Source organism: Pandoraea sp. PE-S2T-3 (genome assembly GCF_002179965.1).
Lineage (GTDB): Bacteria > Pseudomonadota > Gammaproteobacteria > Burkholderiales > Burkholderiaceae > Pandoraea.
Genome location: NZ_NGUQ01000015.1, coordinates 422,904 through 440,459, shown reverse-complemented (window position 1 = coordinate 440,459; position 17,556 = coordinate 422,904). Strand labels below are relative to the sequence as shown.

The following is a 17,556-nucleotide window of genomic DNA, read 5'->3' as shown; positions in this document are numbered from 1 at the left end:
CTTAAAAGCGAGGCGATGCATGACAGCCATCGTCCTCAGAAGTCGATCTGTGCGGACAGCAGCACCGTGCGCGGTGCGGCCACGGTGGCGTAGGTGCCGCTCATGAGCCAGTAATTCGAATTGAACAGGTTCTCAATGTTGGCGCGGAACACCACGGACTTGCCGGCCACGCGGGTGCGGTAGCGGGCACCGATGTCGTAGCGTGTCCATGCCGGCAGTTCAAGCGTGTTGGCCGCGTTGAAGTACATGCGCGACGTGTTGATGATGCGGCCCGAGAGCGAGAGGCCCTGCACCCACGGCGTATCCCAGTCCACGCCGAAGTTGAACGCGCGCTTGGGCACGCCGTTGGCGTCGTTGCCGTCGTTCACGCCACCGGCCGTTTTCGTGAGCTTGGCGTCGTAGAAGGTCGCGCTCGCCATCAGGCGCAGGCCCTTCATCACTTCGCCGTAAGCCGACAGCTCGATGCCACGGTTGCGTTGCTCGCCGTCGAAGCTGTACACACGCGTGGCCGGGTCGGTGACCGAGTTCGGGCGCTGCACTTGGAACACCGAGACCATCGTCGTGACGGTGCCCCAGTCGGCCTTCACACCCGCTTCGTACTGCTTCGACTTGAACGGCGGGAAGACCTGCCCGGCATTGACCGTGCCCACCGGTGCGACGCCACCGCGCGACAACCCGGAGGTGAAGTTCGCGTAGACGGAGACGTTTTGCAGCGGCTTGACCACGATGCCTGCCAGCGGCGAGACGGCGCTCTGGTCGTAGCTCGACGACAGGGCGCCGCTCGTGGTGTTGAAGTTGTCGAGCGCGACGCGTTGCTGACGCAGGCCGCCGGTGAGCAACACGCGATCGTTCAGGAACGACAGCGTATCGGTGATGGCGAAACTGGTGAGCGCGGACTCGGACGCCTTCTTCGGCTCGGTGCGTGCCGCGCCGACCGGCGGTAGCGGCACCGGGTTGTAGATGTTCGAGGCGACCGAGGTCGTGCCCGGCACGTACGCGTTGCCCGAGTCCTGCTCGAGACGGCTGGCCTGCACCGTCACGGTGTGGCCGATACCGAACGTCTTGAAATTGGCGCGCGCGCCGACATCTGCCGTGCGCGAGCGCGTGTACGAGTCGTAGTACGAGTTCGTGACGTTCATGTTGCCCAACGAATCGGCACCGCCGATCGGGAACGTCTGATACGCCGTGGCGTAGTGGTAGCCGACGGCGCCCCACACCGTCACGTTACGCAGGACGTCGTATTCGAGTCGCGTCGTGACGGCCGAGTCGTGCAGATGCAACTCGCTGCCCGGATAGAAGTTGCGATAGCCGGACGGGGCATCGGGAATCTTGGTGACCGACGACTGGAAGCCGACCTGCGGGCGGAAGTTGTCGGTGCCTTCATGCTGCGTGTAAGCGTCGAGCGACCAGCGCAGGCGCTGCCCCGTGTAGTCGAGGCCGACCGAGCCGAAGCCGACATTCTGCTTGCCGTCGTCGAGCGTGGTCTTGCCGTTGCGGTAGACGCCGTTGACGCGAATACCCCATTCCTGCTGTTCGCCGAAGCGGCGGCCAACGTCGGCTTCTACGCCAAGCTGTGCTTTGCTTTGGAAGGTGGTCGTCAAGCGCGTGAGCGGTTCAGTGCCTGCACGCTTGGTGACGACGTTGATCGCGCCGCCAATGCTGCCGCTCGGGCCGATACCGTTCATCAGCGTGCCCGGGCCCTTGAGCACTTCCACGCGCTCGACGATGGCCGCCGGTACACGGCTTGCCGACGCCATGCCGTACAGGCCGTTCAGGCCCACGTCGCTGCTCGATACGGTGTAGCCGCGAATCTGGAAGTCTTCGCCGAAGCCGCCGCTGGAGGTCAGCATGCGCACCGACGATTCGTTGATGACCACGTCGGCGAGCGTGCGGGCCTGCTGGTCGCGCACCATCTGCTCGGTGTAGTTCATCGTGCTGAACGGCACGTCCATCGCATCGGCCGAGCCGAGAATGCCGAGGCTGCCGCCACGCGCAATCTGGCCGCCGGCGTAGGCCGGTTGCAGACCGTTGTCATAAGTCGCCGTGACGTGGGTCGTGGGCAGCATGGCGGCAGTGTCGGCCACGCCGGCATGCGTCGCCGGCTGGATCAGGAAGCTGCCGTTCGATTGCGGGACGACTTCCACGCCTGTGCCTGCCACGAGTGCTTCGAGGCCGTTACGCGGCGTATACGTGCCTTTCAGGCCACTGCTGTGGCGACCGGCGGTGACCTCGGGCTTGAACGAGAGCATGATGCCGGCGTCGCGGCCGAAACGGCTCAGCGTGTCTTCCAGCGTGCCGGCGGGAATGTCGTAAGCGCGGGCGGCGGGTGCCGATGACGATTGCGCGTGTGCCGAGAGCGGCAGGACGAGCGCGGGCGATGCGACGGCCGTGCCCAGAACGATGCGGCCCAGCGCACATGCCATGCGCGTGCGGCGAAGTACCCAATGTGGTTGGCTCGGCTGGTGTTGCCGTCCCCGAACGTGACCCATGATCTGACCTTTCGTGTGGAAGAAGAGTGTTGGTGCTCGTCCTCCATGACCCGCGAAATGTCGAAACGGATCACCTTTCTTCAAAATATTTTGCGAATGACGGTGGGCAGGCGTGCGCTGCTGGCAAACGTGGCAAGTCATCGGACAGGTCACCGGGTCACGCCGGCACGAGCCGGATTTCGCGCGCACCCCAGAAGCGCGTCACCGAATCGGTGCGCACGGCCAGCGTCGTGCCTAGGGTGTCGAGCACCTTGCCGACGTCGTCGAGCGGAAACGTCCCCGAGACCCGCAGGTCAGCCACGCGCGGATCGCAGGCGAGCGACGTGTCGCTGTAGCGTGCCAGTTCTGCCACGAAATCGGCCAGCCGCATGCTGCGCGCGACGATGAAACCTTCGGCCCATGTGACTTCTGAATTCGGCACGGCAATCGGTGCTGAGATTGCGTCGCCCGTGTAGCTCGCATGCGACCCGGCGCGCAGCACGAGGGATTGCGATGGGCTTCGACTAGGCCGGATTTCGACGGCACCTTCATACACGCTTACATGCGTGCCGCCGTCCCATTCGCGCACGGTGTAACGGGTGCCAAGTGCACGCGCGGTGCCCTGCGCTGTTTCGACGAGGAAGGGGCGTGAAGGCTCGTGCGAATCGGCGGCTGTGGTGATCAGTACCTCGCCCGCCATCAGTCGCACGCGCCGTTCCTGTTCCGTGAACACGATATCGACCGCGCTGCCGGTATTCATCACCAGCCGGGTGCCGTCGGCGAGCATCAGCGTGCGTCGCTCGCCGACGCTCGTGCGGTAGTCCGCCGACCATCGCTGCCACGGCGACGAGTGCATGACGCCCCATGTGCCGCTGCCGGCAAAAAACAGCACGGCGAGCGTCTTGACGGTGCGTCGCCGGGCAGGGGAGGCGGGGGGCGTCAGTGCCGCTTGCGCGATGCTCGCTTCGACGGGCGAGGCGAGCGGTTGCAACTTGCCCTTGACCGACTCAATACGCTTCCATGCGCGTTCGTGGTCGGGATGCGCGTTGCGCCATTGGTGCCACGCCGCGTTGACCGCCGGCGACACGTCGTCGCTCTGGAGTTCGATCAGCCACTCGACGGCGCGCTCGGCAACGTGCGCAGGCACGGTCGCCGCCCCTCGGGTGGCCTCGTACCAAGCGGAGGACATTGCGCTCATGCGTCGGTCATCCGATAAAGGACAGATCGGCGAAGTAGCAGCGCTGCAACGCTTTCGCGAGATACCGTTTGACCGTGGGCACCGAGATGCCCAACGCGTCGGCCACTTGCGCATGCGTCTGTCCGTCGAGCTGCGAACGCAAAAAAGCCTGCCGCACGATGGTGGGCAGGCCGTCGAGCAGACGATCCAGTTCGATCAGAGTTTCGAGCAGCATGGCGCGTGTTTCGGGCGACCATTCGACTTCTCGCGGCGCTTGAGCGAGCGCTTCGAGATAGGCGCGCTCAAGCTTTTCGCGCCGCCAGTGGTTGGATACGAGATTCTGTGCAACCGTCGTGAGATAAGCACGCGGCTCGTCGAAGGTTGCGGGCACGCGTTCGCTGCCGAGCAGACGCACGAAAGTGTCGTGCGCGATATCCGCCGCTTGTTCGGCACTGCCCAGACGCCGGTGCAGCCAACCCTTGAGCCATGAGTGATGGTTGCTGTATAGCAACTCGACAGTGGAAGGGAGGAGGGTGCCCGACGTTTGCATGATCCAGCCTGATGTTCGGTCCACTCACGACACGCTGGTCCAGCGAGAACACTGGCAGGTCATGCAGCAGTTGAAACGAATGCTCAAGGAATGTTAATGATAATCATTATTAATAACAGATGGGAAAATTCCCGTCAATGAAAAACCCTTGAGAGCGTGCGGGAAGCGGGATCTGGTGAAATGCCCGGGAAGCCCGTCGCGCGGCCTTGAGCGGGAAGTTCGGAGTGCGATGGGGTACGCAGAAATTAATGCTTGACGGTGCATTTAGGGCTCGGCTACTATCCGCCCTGTCTTCCATCCAAGGGGTTTGTTCGTGAATTCTGATGCCAGTTGTAGTCGACCTTTGATCGACTGATTGCCTGAGGATCCACAGCCTTCCCTGTGCCGCGTCCTCATGCAGGATGCGGTGTCTAGCGCGCCATCGACGTTCGTCCGAACGTAATCATTTCCGGCGCCATTCCCGCAGAAATTTCTACCGTCGTGCCCATGCCGGGCGCTGTCGTTGCGTGCTTTGCATTTGCCTTCGCATCTGCATCGGCCAACGCGTGCGCACGTGCGTGCCGACTCGCCCTGTTGCTTACGGCACGGGCGTTCGCAGCCATGCGAGGAAACCATGCGCGCTTTTCAAACATTTCAGGCTTTTCAAAGCCAACCCACGCGCACCACGCCGGTGTCGCGTCTGACCATCGTCTGCCTGGCAGAAGCCCTCAATACGCTTCGCAAGCAGATGTTCACCGATCTCACTGCGCTCGGTTTGCGGGCCACACACGTCAGCATCACGCGCTGGAGCGATCGCGACGTGGCCTCGGCCACCGTTACGCTCGATTGCTCGCAGGCCTCGCGTGCGTCGCTCACGGCGCTGGTCATGCGCCTGTCGGGCGAGAACAGCGTGCGCCGCGTGTTCTGGTCTGACGATGCCAATCGCCCCGATCGCCGGGCGGCTGTCGATCGTGCCGATCGCGCCACCAACGGTCCCGTTTCTCATCCTGCTGCCGGGGGCATGGCGGGCTTTGCCGCCCCGGCCTGAGCTTTCTTTTCAAACCATTGCAGTTCGTCACGGGCGGCCACGTGCCGCCGATGATGGCGAGCCAACGATCATAAGGAGTCCGATATGGACGATGGAAGTAGTCGAATAGCGCCCGTCGGGGCCGCACGCGAGGCGTGCGGGATTCCGGCGGGCGACCACAGCCTTGCAACGGCAGCACCCATTTATCACCGACCGCGCGCAGCGCGGCGCGGCGGGGTACGTTCGCGCTTTTTCCGGGAATCGAGAGACGCCCGGTAGCGATTGACGACCCTGGCCGGCCGCCATGTCAGCGTAAGCCGCGCCCAGGAAATCGTTATGAACAAGAACCTTCGCTCGCGCCAGAAACAGCGTGGCTTTGTCGATCATCCGACAGCCACCGAGCGCGCCATTACCGGCCCCGATGCCGTCGCCAAGCTCGCCACCGAGCCGCTGCACGACATGCTCCACACCCTCGGCACCGACCTGCGCGGGCTCACGCTCGCCGAAGTCGGGCAGCGCCACACGCGCTACGGCCCCAACGAGATCGCCCACGACAAGCCACCGCACTGGACCGTGCAGTTGTTGCGCGCTTTCAACAATCCGTTTGTGATGGTGCTGCTCGTGCTCGCCACGATCAGCTTCTTCACCGACGTCTATTTCGCCGATCCCGACGACCGGGATTTCAAGAGCATCATCATCCTGCTGACGATGGTGACCATCAGCGGCCTGCTGCGGTTCTTTACCGAGTTCCATTCGCTGCGTGCCGCCGAGAAGCTCAAGGCGATGGTGCGCACTACCGCCAGTGTCCGTCGCCGGGTGGTGTCGTCGGGCAAGCCGGAGCGCCACGAAGTCGCCATGCGCGAGCTCGTCGTGGGCGACATCGTGACGTTGCAGGCAGGGGACATGATTCCCGCCGATCTGCGTCTGATCGAATCGCGCGATCTGTTTATCAGTCAGGCGGTGCTCACCGGTGAAGCGCTGCCGGTGGAGAAGTACGACACGCTCGGCGCCGTCGCCCAGAAGTCGGTCGACACCGGGCCGGCCAAGCCGGTTCAGAAGAACAGCGCCAGCCTGCTCGATCTGTCGAACGTCTGCTTCATGGGGACGAACGTGGTGAGCGGCACGGCCCTCGGCGTGGTGGTGGCCACGGGCAGCGACACGTATTTCGGTGCGCTCGCCAAGAACGTGGTCAGTCACAAGCGCGTGGAGACGAGTTTCGACCGCGGCGTGAACAGCGTGAGCTGGCTGCTGATTCGTTTCATGCTCGTGATGGTGCCGATCGTCTTCATGATCAACGGCCTGACCAAGGGCGACTGGATGAGCGCCCTGACGTTCGCGCTGGCAGTTGCTGTGGGCCTGACGCCTGAAATGCTGCCGATGATCGTGAGCGCCAACCTCGCGCGCGGTGCGCTGGCGATGGCGCGCCGCAAGGTGGTGGTCAAGCGTCTGAACTCGGTGCAGAACTTCGGTGCCATGGACGTGCTGTGTACCGACAAGACCGGCACGCTCACGCAAGACAAGATCATTCTCGAGCAGCATCTCGACGTGGTCGGCAACGAGCAGGAAGACGTGCTGCGACTGGGTTGGCTCAACAGCTATCACCAGAGCGGCCAGCGCAATCTGATCGATGTGGCGATCATTCGCCGCGCCAACGAGATCGGCGAATCGGTGCAACCGCGCACCTTTGCCAAGATCGATGAACTGCCGTTCGATTTCGTGCGTCGTCGTTTGTCGGTGGTGGTCGCCAATGAGCGTGGCGAGCATCTGATGGTCACGAAGGGCGCCGTCGAAGAGATGCTGGCGGTGTCCACGCATGTGAAGACCGCCCAAGGGGTGCGAGTGCTCGACGATACGGCTCGCGCCATGTTGCTCGCACGCGCCGAAGCCTATAACGAAGACGGTTTCCGCGTACTGGTCGTGGCCACGCGCGACATTCCGGCCGGAGAGACCAAAACCCAATACAGGACGTCCGACGAGACGGGCCTCACGGTCTGCGGCTTCCTCACGTTCCTCGATCCGCCGAAGGACTCGGCGGCTCCGGCCATTGCCGCGCTGCGTGAATACGGCGTCGCCGTGAAGGTGCTCACCGGCGACAATCCGATCGTCACGCTGAAGGTCTGCCGCGAGGTCGGGCTGGAACCCGGTACGCCATTGTTGGGCGCCGACATCGAGCCGATGGACGAAGACACGCTGCGTGCTGCCGTCGAGCACACGACCGTGTTTGCCAAGCTTGCCCCGTTGCACAAGGCTCGCGTGGTCAAGGCGTTGCAGGCCAATGGCCACACGGTGGGCTTCTTGGGCGACGGCATCAACGACGCCCCGGCGTTGCGCGATGCCGACGTGGGTATTTCGGTCGACACCGGTGCCGATATTGCGAAAGAGACGGCGGACATCATCCTGCTCGAAAAGAGCCTGATGGTGCTCGAAGCAGGGGTGGTCAAGGGCCGTGAGACGTTCGGCAACATCCTCAAGTATCTGAACATGACGGCCAGCTCCAACTTCGGCAACGTGTTCTCGGTGCTGGTGGCGAGCGCCTTCCTGCCGTGGGAGCCGATGCTCGCGATGCAGTTGCTCGTGCAGAACCTCGTGTACGACATCTCACAGATGTTCCTGCCGTGGGACCGCATGGACCCCGAGTTCCTCAAGAAGCCGCGCAAGTGGGATGCGGGCAATATCCGCCGCTTCATGCTGTGGATCGGACCGACCTCCTCGGTGTTCGATATCACGACCTACGCGCTGTTGTGGACGGTCTTCGGTGCCGGTGCGATGTATCACCTGCACGGCGGCAGCGGCGGTCAGGTCATCATGAATTCGGGCTGGTTCATTGAAGGGCTCGTCTCGCAGACGCTCGTGGTGCACCTGCTGCGCACGCAGAAGATTCCGTTCCTGCAAAGCACGCCGGCGCTGCCGATCATGCTCTCGACGACCGTGGCCATTGCTATCGCTTGCTGGCTGCCGTATTCGCCGTTTGCCGAAACACTCGGGTTCGTCAGCCTGCCGGGCTCGTACTTCTACTGGCTGGCGGCCACCATGCTCGGCTACATCGCGCTCGCACAGACGGTGAAGACGATCTACATCCGCCGCTTCGGCCGCTGGTTCTGAGCTGAGGTCTCAGGCAGCCACTACCAATCACTGCATCACACGCAGCCATGCCCGCGTCCGACCGTCCGGTGGACGGGCGCGGGCAGGTGACCCACACAAGCCCCCGTGCAGCGCACGCGGGGCAGCATGAAAAAGAGCGAACGACTCATGAAGAAGCAACTCATCTCGCTGGCTTTGGCTTGTCCCCTCAGCGCCTTCGCCGCGCATCCGCTCGTGACCGACGACACGGGCACCCAAGGCGACGGCAACTGGCAGTTCGAAACGAATGGCGAAGCCACCGCCAAGCAACCCGACACGGGCCGCCAATTTCTCTGGAACAGCACGCTCACGCGTGGCTTCGGCGAAGCGCTGGATCTCTACGCCAACGTGCCGTACACCCACGTTCAGCAACGTTCCGATACCGCAGCGACCGGCATCGCCGATCTGGAACTCGGCGCGAAATGGCGCCTGTATGACGACGGGGCCTTCAGCCTCGGCCTCAAGCCTTACCTCACGCTCCCGACCGGCAACGACTCGCGCGGCCTCGGCACAGGTCGCGTGAACGCCGGCGCAACCTTGCTCGCGCAATACGAAATCGATGACTGGACGTTCCTCGTCAACGGCGGCGCGGTGTATCAACCGAACCGGCAGGGCGTGCGCGAAACGGTCTGGAAAGTCTCGGGGGCCGTGTTGTATCGCGTGCTGCCGACGACTCGCCTGCTGCTCGATATCGGTACGTCGCAGAATCCCGATTTCGCACAGCCGACCAGCCCGGCATTCATGATCGTCGGCGCCATCTACAGCCCGAAGCCGTGGCTCGATCTGGACGTGGGCTATCGCCGGGGGCTCAACCCGCAGACCTACGATTACTCGTGGCTGGCCGGGGTGACCGTGCGCTGGTAAATCGATAGCGCGTTAAATCTCGCGCAACCGTACTCGTCGCCGTCATCACACGGCCTGTGACGATCTCACCTGCCGGGGGCACTGGGTCAGCAATGACCCGGCACCCCCGGCTTTTCTTATGCTCGTCTTCACATCAAGACGATTGTCTTGTCAAATGCAAACGATTATCATTGCAATTTTCAGTTTCCCTGAGATAGTGCGGCGCGCGAAAGTCGGCTCGCCATGACACTACGATGACTGCCATGCCCGCCATCCCTAGGCCCGCCTCGATGTCCCGAATTCCGCAATGAACGAACTCCAGCTCGGTGCCGGCCGGCAGCGGCGCGCGTTCTGGCTCAAACACCTGCACCAGTGGCACTGGATCAGTTCGGCGATTTGTCTGCTCGGCATGATGCTGTTCGCGATCACGGGCTTCACGCTCAACCACGCAGGGCAGATTGAAGCTCACCCCCAAGTCGTCAAGCGCGCGGCGCAGGTGCCCGATGCCCTGCTGACGCAGCTTGGTGAGACACCCCACAAGGACAAAGGCCCGGTACCGGCGGCGCTCGCCGATTGGCTGCACACGTCGCTCGCCATCGATGCCGAGGGCCGCGAGGCCGAGTGGTCGGCCGACGAGATTTACGTCGCGTTGCCACGCCCGGGTGGTGATGCCTGGGTGAGTGTGGATTTGCAGAGCGGTGAGACCCAGTACGAACTGACCACACGCGGCTGGATTTCCTATTTGAATGACCTGCACAAGGGCCGCAATACCGGCAACGCGTGGAGCCTCTTTATCGACGTGTTCGCGCTGGCGTGTCTGGTGTTCAGCGTGACCGGCTTGTTTCTGCTCAAGCTGCATGCGGGCAACCGCATGGCGACATGGCCGCTGGTCGGTCTGGGACTCGTCATCCCGTTGCTGCTCGTCATTCTGTTCATTCACTGAGCATTCACCGAGACGCAGCGACCGAATCGGGGCGCGCATCGGTAGTGTCGATATCGTTTTCCTAGTACTTCAATCTGAACTCAACCCGAGGTTTGCTCGATAGGGGATAGCCATGCGTCGAATGCTTTCCGTCACGTTGACCGGTCTGGTGGCAGCACCATTCGCGGGCAATGCGGCGGCCGCCGAGATGACCGTCAAGGTCGAAATTCCGCGTCTGAACGTGGCGGAGTATCACCGTCCGTATGTGGCGATGTGGATCGAAAAGGCGGATCAGTCGCCCGTGACGACGTTGTCGGTCTGGTACGACGGCAAGCTCAAGAATGCCGAAGGCACCAAGTGGCTCAAGGACATGCGCCAGTGGTGGCGTAAGGCAGGGCGCGACATGACGATGCCGGCCGACGGTGTGTCGGGCGCGACGAGAGCCCCCGGTGAGCACTCGCTGACATTTGTCGACGGCAAGGCGCCGCTGGGCAAGCTGGCCGCCGGTGAGTACCAACTCGTGGTGGAAGCGGCCCGTGAAGTGGGCGGCCGCGAACTGATTCGCGTGCCTTTCACGTGGCCGCCTGCGGACGCGAAGTCGGCGCAGGTCAAGGGCGAACACGAACTCGGCGCGGTGTCGCTGAGCGTGAAGCCCTGAGCCGCGACTGCCACCTCACTACCGAATTCCTCTTTCCAGAATCGCTGTACAGGAGCTGATCATGAAGTTCTCGCTGAAGAAGCTGTCTCTCGTCTCTGCACTGGCCATCGCCGCATTGGCACCGCTCGCCGCACAGGCCCACCGCCAGTGGTTGCTGCCATCGGCCACCGTGCTGTCGGGCAACGATCCGTGGGTGACGGTGGACGCCGCGGTTTCGAACGACCTGTTCTACTTTGAGCATTTCCCGATGCGTCTGGACGGCCTCGCCGTGACGGCGCCGGACGGCAAGCCGGTGAAGGCCGAGAACGCATCGACGGGCCGCTATCGCAGTGTCTTCGACGTGCATCTCACGCAGGACGGGACGTACAAGATCGCTGTCGTGAACCACGGGCTGTCGGCGAGCTACAAGGTGGGTGCCGAGACCAAACGCTGGCGCGGTTCGCCGGAAGCGTTTGCGAAGGAAGTACCCGCTAACGCGCAAGACCTGCAAGTGACGGAAGGCCTGTCGCGTGTCGAGTCGTTTGTCACGCGCGGCAAGCCCACGACGACGGCGCTGGCCACGACCGGTCAAGGGCTTGAGCTGGCACCGATCTCGCATCCGAACGATCTGGTCGAGGGCAGCACGGCGAGCTTCCGTCTGCTGCACGACGGCAAGCCGGCGGCCAACGTGAAAGTGGAAGTGGTGCCGGGCGGCATTCGCTACCGTGACAAGCTCAACGATCTGTCGGTCACGACCGATGCCGATGGCAAGTTCAGCGTGAAGTGGCCTGCCCCGGGCATGTATTGGTTTGAAGCTGATGTGCGTGACGACAAGGTCTCGATCAAGCCGGCCAAGGCACGCCGTGCGGCATATGCCGCAACTGTGGAAGTGCTGCCGCAGTAAGGCGGCAATCTGCCCCCGGTTAGTCCTCACTTCGCGCCCATGACGCCTCTCGACCTGCCTGTCGAAGTACGGCACGAGCCACGTGTGCTCGTGCCGTTGCAGATGACGTCTGCCGGTGTGCAACCGCACGCCGGTGGGCGGCTCAGACATCTGGCCGGGCAGACGATGGGCACGACGTGGTCGGTCGCGTATGTGCAGCCGGCAGACGTTGCAAATGCACGTGACGATGCGGGGACCGACGCCGGGACCGACGCGTGCATTCGCGCGGTCCTCGCGCGCGTGGATGCGCAGATGAGCAATTGGCGCGACGACTCGGACATCAGCGCGCTCAATCGTGCAGAAGCAGGGCAATGGATCGCGCTGCCGGACGATGCCTTTCATGTGCTGGAAACCGCGTTGCGTGTCGCCCGCGAGAGCGGCGGTGCATACGATCCCAGCGCGGGACCGCTCGTCGATCTGTGGGGTTTCGGCCCCGCACCACGTCGCGAAGTCGCGCCGAGTGTGGATGAGGTCATGTCCGCACGCGAGCGCTGTGGCTGGGCGCGCGTGGTGCTCGATATTCAGGGCAAGCGTGTGCAGCAACCCGGTGGCATATCGCTTGATCTCTGCGCGATTGCCAAGGGCTTTGCGGTCGATGCCGTGTCGTTGGCGCTTACTGACGTGGGCATCGCGCACCATCTTGTCGAGATTGGCGGCGAGCTGCGCGGTGAAGGCGTCAAACCCGATGGCATGCCGTGGTGGGTCGAACTGGAAGCGCCTGTGACGAAGGCCAATTCCGAGGCCGCAGGTATCGCGCAGGATCTCGTCGCGTTGCACGGGCTGAGTGTGGCGACGTCCGGCGACTATCGCCGTTTCTTCATTGATGCATCGCAAACGTCGGCGCCTTCGAAGCGATATGCGCACACGCTCGATCCACGCACGGGTTATCCGGCGAGTCACGCATTGGCATCGGTCAGCGTCGTGCATCGTGAATGCATGCTGGCCGACGCCTGGTCGACCGCGCTCACTGTGCTCGGCCCGCAGGCGGGCATGCAGCTCGCTACCGCGCGCGACATCGCCGCACGCTTTGTGATGCGTGTTCCCGACGGCTTTCGCGAGACGGTGACGCCTGCGTATCGGGCGATGTATTCATGAGTACCGTTAAATCCGCAGCGTTCCACTGGTCGACACTAGGACTGAGCGCAACGTCTGTGGCGGGTGCCGCGCTGGCGTGGGTGAGTCCCGCGCGTCCGTTGATGGCAGGGGGCGTGCTGCTCGCCTATCTTGCGGGAAGCCTCGCCGTAATCGGTGCGCATCGACGGCGCTCGCGTCAGTCTGCGTTTGAAGCGGCGAGCCCGAGCACGTCACCGGAAGCGACCACGCTTGTCGTCTATGCAAGCCAGACCGGTTTCGCTGAACTCCTCGCGGTGAATACGACCACAGCTTTACGCGATGCGGGCGTGGCCATACGTCCGATCTCGATCGATGCATTGAACGCCGACGCACTGATGGCGTGCAGGCAAGCGCTCTTCATCGTCAGCACGACGGGCGAGGGCGATGTTCCGGATAGCGCGTCCGGGTTCACACGCAAGATGATGAACCGTGCGCTCGCACTGCCCGGCCTGCGCTACGGCGTGCTGGCGCTGGGCGACCGCACTTATACGGAATTCTGTGCCTTCGGGCATCGGTTGACGCATTGGCTGGAGGCGAGCGGCGCACAGGCAATGTTCGACACCATCGAGGTCGATAACGGCGACGCCGGAGCCATTCGTCACTGGCAGCACCAGCTTTCGGCGATGGCGGGCGGCGCAGAGATTGCCGACTGGGAGCCGCCGAGTTACGCGTCATGGCGTCTGCAATCACGCGTGCTGCTCAACCCGGATAGCGTTGGTGCACCGGCATTTCAGCTATCACTCGTGCCGGAAGACGGTGCCACTTCCCTCAACTGGCAGGCGGGCGATATCGTGGAAATCGGCCCGCGTCATTCGGCGCAGTTCGTTGCCGATTGGCTGCGCGATACCGGTTTCGCGGCCGACGCTGCCGTGCAATGTGACGGAACCTCGATGACGCTTGTGCAGGCGCTGGCGTCTCGCATGCCAGCGTCGGATGCCACCGGCGCGATGCTCGCGCATACGCCGCAGGCACTTGTCGATCTGCTGGTGCCGCTGCCGCATCGTGAATATTCGATCGCGTCGCTGCCCGCTGATGGCCGGTTGGAATTGCTGGTGCGTCAGGCCCGTTATGCCGATGAAACACAGCCTGACGGCTTCCGTCTGGGGCTGGCCTCGGGTTGGCTCACAAAGCACGCCGCCATCGACACGCGCATCGCGATGCGCGTGCGCACCAACCGCGCGTTTCATCCACCCGCTGACGACGTGCCGCTGATTCTGATCGGCAACGGCACGGGGCTGGCCGGTCTGCGCGCGCATTTGAAGTCGCGTGCTGCTCGTGGGGCGCGTCGCAACTGGCTGCTCTTCGGAGAGCGCAACGCCCGTCATGACGCATTCTTCGCCGACGACATCACGCAATGGCAGCGCGATGGGGTGCTCGAACGTGTCGATTTTGCATGGTCGCGCGATGGCGGCGACGTCCGCTATGTGCAGGATGCTTTACGCCGCGCGGCGTCCGATATCCGTGCATGGATCGATGCCGGTGCCGCGATCTATGTCTGCGGCAGCTTGCAGGGCATGGCCCCCTCGGTGCATGCCGCGCTCGTCGAGACCCTCGGGGCGTCCGGCCGTGACGGTAGCGCAGTATTGGACACCCTCACCGAATCGGGCCGGTATCGCCGCGACGTCTACTGACGTCCATACCGAAGATCACACCCGAGTTCACACCGATGCCGGGTAGCTGCCCCAGTGGCCGGCATCCCGCATATGTCCTTCCAGAAAGTCGACGAACACGCGTACTTTTGCCGACAGGTTAAGTCGCTCGGGATACACCGCGTAGACATCCGCCGGGGGCAGGTGCCAGTCGGGCAACAGCCGGACGAGTCGGCCGTCATCGATGAACGATTGCACCTCCCATGCCGAGCGCATGAGCACGCCGTGCCCGTCGAGCGCCCATTTCAACGTGGCCTCCCCGTCGTTGCTGCTCATCGCACCGTGCACTTTCACGGGTTGCTGGCGCTTGCCCTTGTTGAAATGCCATGTGCCGTAGGCCGTGTCGTTTTCGCGCAGCACGATGCAAAGATGCTGGCGCAGGTCTTCCGGTGTGCGCGGCAGGGTGCGTCCGTTCAGATAGCTTGGCGACGCGCACACAAAGCGTTCGTTATGCGCCAGCCGTTTCGCCACGAGGCGGGAATCGGGTAATTCGCCCAGTCGAATGCCCACATCGAACGCCGACTCGGCGAGGTTCATCGGACGGTCGGTCAACTCCAACTGCACTTCCACGTCGGGATAGCGCTGCCGAAACGCCGAGAGCGCCGGCACGATGTGTCGCCGCCCGAAGCCGAACGTGGCATTCACCTTGAGCAACCCCTGCGGCACGTTGCGGCTGCTCGACACCATGCGCTCCAGTTCCTGCACCTCTTCGAGCAGCGATGAGCCCGCGCGCAGGTAGCGCTCGCCTTCCTCGGTCATCGTGATACGTCGCGTGGTGCGGTTGAGCAGCCGCACACCGAGCCGTTTTTCCAGCAACGCCAAGCGGGCGCTCACAGCGGGCGGGGTCACGCCGAGATCGCGGGCCAGCGACGACAGGCTGCCGTGGCGCACCAGCCGCACGAAGAATTCCAGATCGGCGATCGCGTTCATTGTTAAGAAAAATCTAAGAATGGTTTAGATAAGTCTGCATTATGCACGGAACATCGCGAAATTAAACTGGCGGGACTGGATCAATGGGCGTTGCCCGTGACAGGAGACACCCGCAAGGAGGGCCCCATGGGGCAAACGATGTATCGCAAGATCGTGGACGCTCACACGGTCTTCCCGATCGATGCGCAGCACGTCGCGCTGTATGCCGACCTGCACATCATGAACGAGTACACCAGCCCGCAGGCATTTGCCGGGCTGGCCGAGAAGCAATTGCCCGTGCGCTGCCCGCAGAAGCAAATGGGCGTGGTCGATCACGTGATTCCCACGCATCCGGTTGCCACGTCGCGCCGCACGATCGCCATCGAGGCGGCGTCGCATCAGGCCGCGAACTTCACACGCAATTGCGAGAAACACGGCATTCACCTGTTCGACGTGCAGGATCGGGAGCAGGGCATCGAGCACGTGGTGGCACCCGAGATCGGGTTGATTCGCCCGGGCATGGTGGTGTTGTGCGGCGATAGTCACACGACGACTTACGGCGCTTTGGGTGCGCTGGGGTTCGGTATCGGCACGTCGGAAGTGGAGCACGTGCTCGCGACGCAGACGCTGGTCTATCGCGTGGCGCAGGACATGCGCATTCGTGTGGACGGCCAACTGCCGGGCGGCACGACAGCGAAGGATCTGGTGCTGCACATCATCGCGCGCATCGGTGCACAGGGCGCGCGGGGCTACGTCGTGGAGTACTGCGGCGAGGCCATCGGCGCACTGAGCGCAGAGGCACGCATGACGTTGTGCAACATGACCGTGGAAGCGGGCGCACGCGGGGCACTCATTGCGCCGGACGACATCACGGTGAGCTACGTCGCTCCGCGCATTCGCGACATGGATGCCGACACGTTGGCCTCGGCGGTGCACGCGTGGCGGGAACTGCGCTCCGACGACGACGCCGCGTTCGATATCGAGCACGTTTTCGATGCCGCTCACGTGGCGCCGTTCGTAACGTGGGGTACCAGTCCCGATCAGGCGATTGCGATCGGCGAGTGCATTCCGGCGTTGTCTGCCGATGCCCTGACGGATGCCAGTGCCACCAAGGCACTCGCCTATATGGGGCTGACGGCGGGGCAACCGATCGATGGCGTAGCGATCGACCACGTGTTCATCGGATCGTGCACCAACGCACGTATCGAAGACTTGCGCGAAGTGGCATCGGTGGTGCGTGGGCGCAAGGTGGCGTCGTCGGTACGGGCGATGGTGGTGCCGGGCTCCGGACGCGTGCGCGATCAGGCGGAAGCGGAAGGCATCGCACAGGTGCTGCTCGACGCGGGCTTCGAATGGCGGCAACCGGGCTGTTCAATGTGTCTCGCAATGAACGACGACGTGCTGGCCCCCGGGCAGCGCTGTGCATCCACGACCAATCGCAACTTCGAGGGCCGTCAGGGGCGCGGAGCCCGCACCCATCTGATGAGCCCCGCCATGGCCGCTGCCGCTGCGCTGGCCGGACGAATCGTCGACGTACGCAAGGAGTTTGGCTATGGCCAGTCATGACCTGTTGAGTGGGATCGCGGCACCGTTGCCGCTGGAAAATCTCGATACCGATCAGATCATGCCGAAGCAGTTTCTGCTCGGCATCGACAAGGCGGGGCTGGCGCGCGGTGTGCTCTACGACTTGCGCATGACGCCGCAGGGCGAGCTGCGACCGGACTTCGTGCTGAATCGGCCTGAGTATCGCGGCGCGCGCGTCCTGATTGCCGGCGCGAACTTCGGCTGCGGATCGAGCCGTGAGCACGCCGTGTGGGGGCTGATGCAGGCAGGTATCGACGCCGTGATCGCGCCGAGTTTCGGCGAGATTTTCTACTTCAATGCGCAGAACAACCGGCTGCTGCTGGTGACGTTGCCGCCTGCCGAGGTGGCACGGCTCAATGCCATCGTCAGCGACCCGCGTCACAGCCTGCTCACGATCGACGTGCAGCAGCAAGCCGTACTCACGGCCACCGGCGAGCGTTTCGGTTTCGAGATGCCGGCGCGGCAGAAGCGCATGTTCGTCGAAGGGCTCGACATGATCGGCATGACGCTCGCGGAGCGTGCGTCCATCGATGCCTTCGAGGCGCGTCATCAGGCACGTCATCCGTGGATGTCGATCGATTTGCCGGCGCAGCAACGCGCGGCGGCATCGAAGTAAGCACGAAGTCGCTTAAACC

Annotated in this window: 14 protein-coding genes; 10 read left to right on the top strand and 4 right to left on the bottom strand. The window is 63.5% G+C overall.

Annotated features, from left to right (window positions below):
• Positions 1 to 35: 35 nt before the first annotated feature.
• The 3 genes from CDV46_RS14200 to CDV46_RS14190 all read right to left on the bottom strand — a co-directional run bounded on the left by CDV46_RS14200 (position 36) and on the right by CDV46_RS14190 (position 4,195).
• Complete coding sequence (locus tag CDV46_RS14200) at positions 36 to 2,489, bottom strand: TonB-dependent receptor (protein WP_087723129.1); 2,454 nt, start codon at positions 2,487 to 2,489, stop codon at positions 36 to 38.
• 157 nt (positions 2,490 to 2,646) lie between these two features.
• A complete protein-coding gene (locus CDV46_RS14195; protein ID WP_254916053.1) occupies positions 2,647 to 3,666 on the bottom strand; it encodes a FecR domain-containing protein in 1,020 nt (339 codons plus the stop codon).
• A gap of 7 nt (positions 3,667 to 3,673) precedes the next feature.
• A complete protein-coding gene (locus tag CDV46_RS14190) occupies positions 3,674 to 4,195 on the bottom strand; it encodes a sigma-70 family RNA polymerase sigma factor (RefSeq protein WP_087688361.1) in 522 nt (173 codons plus the stop codon).
• A 613-nt stretch (positions 4,196 to 4,808) separates the two neighbouring features.
• On the opposite strand from CDV46_RS14190, the gene CDV46_RS14185 reads away from it, so the two are divergent.
• From CDV46_RS14185 to CDV46_RS14150, 8 genes are all read left to right on the top strand, one after another.
• Positions 4,809 to 5,222 carry a hypothetical protein gene (locus CDV46_RS14185; RefSeq protein WP_087723125.1) on the top strand — a complete coding sequence of 138 codons (414 nt, stop codon included), beginning with the start codon at positions 4,809 to 4,811 and terminating at the stop codon, positions 5,220 to 5,222.
• A 315-nt stretch (positions 5,223 to 5,537) separates the two neighbouring features.
• A complete protein-coding gene (mgtA, locus tag CDV46_RS14180) occupies positions 5,538 to 8,303 on the top strand; it encodes a magnesium-translocating P-type ATPase (protein ID WP_087723123.1) in 2,766 nt (921 codons plus the stop codon).
• Between the two features lie 147 nt (positions 8,304 to 8,450).
• Positions 8,451 to 9,185: a transporter gene (locus CDV46_RS14175; RefSeq protein ID WP_058379560.1), complete on the top strand. Its 735-nt coding sequence runs from the start codon at positions 8,451 to 8,453 to the stop codon at positions 9,183 to 9,185.
• 286 nt (positions 9,186 to 9,471) lie between these two features.
• Positions 9,472 to 10,107, top strand: a complete 636-nt coding sequence (locus tag CDV46_RS14170; protein ID WP_087688359.1) for a PepSY-associated TM helix domain-containing protein — start codon at positions 9,472 to 9,474, stop codon at positions 10,105 to 10,107.
• A gap of 112 nt (positions 10,108 to 10,219) precedes the next feature.
• Positions 10,220 to 10,744 (top strand): DUF2271 domain-containing protein, encoded by a 525-nt coding sequence (locus tag CDV46_RS14165; protein WP_058379558.1) that lies wholly within the window; start codon positions 10,220 to 10,222, stop codon positions 10,742 to 10,744.
• A 61-nt stretch (positions 10,745 to 10,805) separates the two neighbouring features.
• Positions 10,806 to 11,627 (top strand): DUF4198 domain-containing protein, encoded by an 822-nt coding sequence (locus CDV46_RS14160; protein WP_087688358.1) that lies wholly within the window; start codon positions 10,806 to 10,808, stop codon positions 11,625 to 11,627.
• Positions 11,628 to 11,666: 39 nt separating this feature from the next.
• Entirely contained in the window at positions 11,667 to 12,761 is a 1,095-nt protein-coding gene (locus CDV46_RS14155; protein ID WP_087723121.1) for an FAD:protein FMN transferase, read from the top strand.
• Positions 12,758 to 14,410, top strand: a complete 1,653-nt coding sequence (locus CDV46_RS14150) for a sulfite reductase subunit alpha (RefSeq protein WP_087723119.1) — start codon at positions 12,758 to 12,760, stop codon at positions 14,408 to 14,410. The genes CDV46_RS14155 and CDV46_RS14150 overlap by 4 nt, the downstream gene beginning before the upstream one ends.
• A 27-nt stretch (positions 14,411 to 14,437) precedes the next feature.
• On the opposite strand, the gene CDV46_RS14145 is transcribed toward CDV46_RS14150, so the two are convergent.
• Positions 14,438 to 15,358 carry a LysR family transcriptional regulator gene (locus CDV46_RS14145; protein ID WP_087688355.1) on the bottom strand — a complete coding sequence of 307 codons (921 nt, stop codon included), beginning with the start codon at positions 15,356 to 15,358 and terminating at the stop codon, positions 14,438 to 14,440.
• Between the two features lie 126 nt (positions 15,359 to 15,484).
• Between CDV46_RS14145 and leuC the strand changes: the two genes are divergently transcribed.
• The gene (leuC, locus tag CDV46_RS14140; protein ID WP_087723117.1) at positions 15,485 to 16,903 is read left to right on the top strand and encodes a 3-isopropylmalate dehydratase large subunit; all 1,419 of its coding nucleotides are present in this window, start codon (positions 15,485 to 15,487) and stop codon (positions 16,901 to 16,903) included.
• Positions 16,890 to 17,537 carry a 3-isopropylmalate dehydratase small subunit gene (leuD, locus tag CDV46_RS14135; RefSeq protein WP_087723115.1) on the top strand — a complete coding sequence of 216 codons (648 nt, stop codon included), beginning with the start codon at positions 16,890 to 16,892 and terminating at the stop codon, positions 17,535 to 17,537. Before leuC ends, leuD begins: the two co-directional genes overlap by 14 nt.
• Positions 17,538 to 17,556 lie beyond the last annotated feature (19 nt).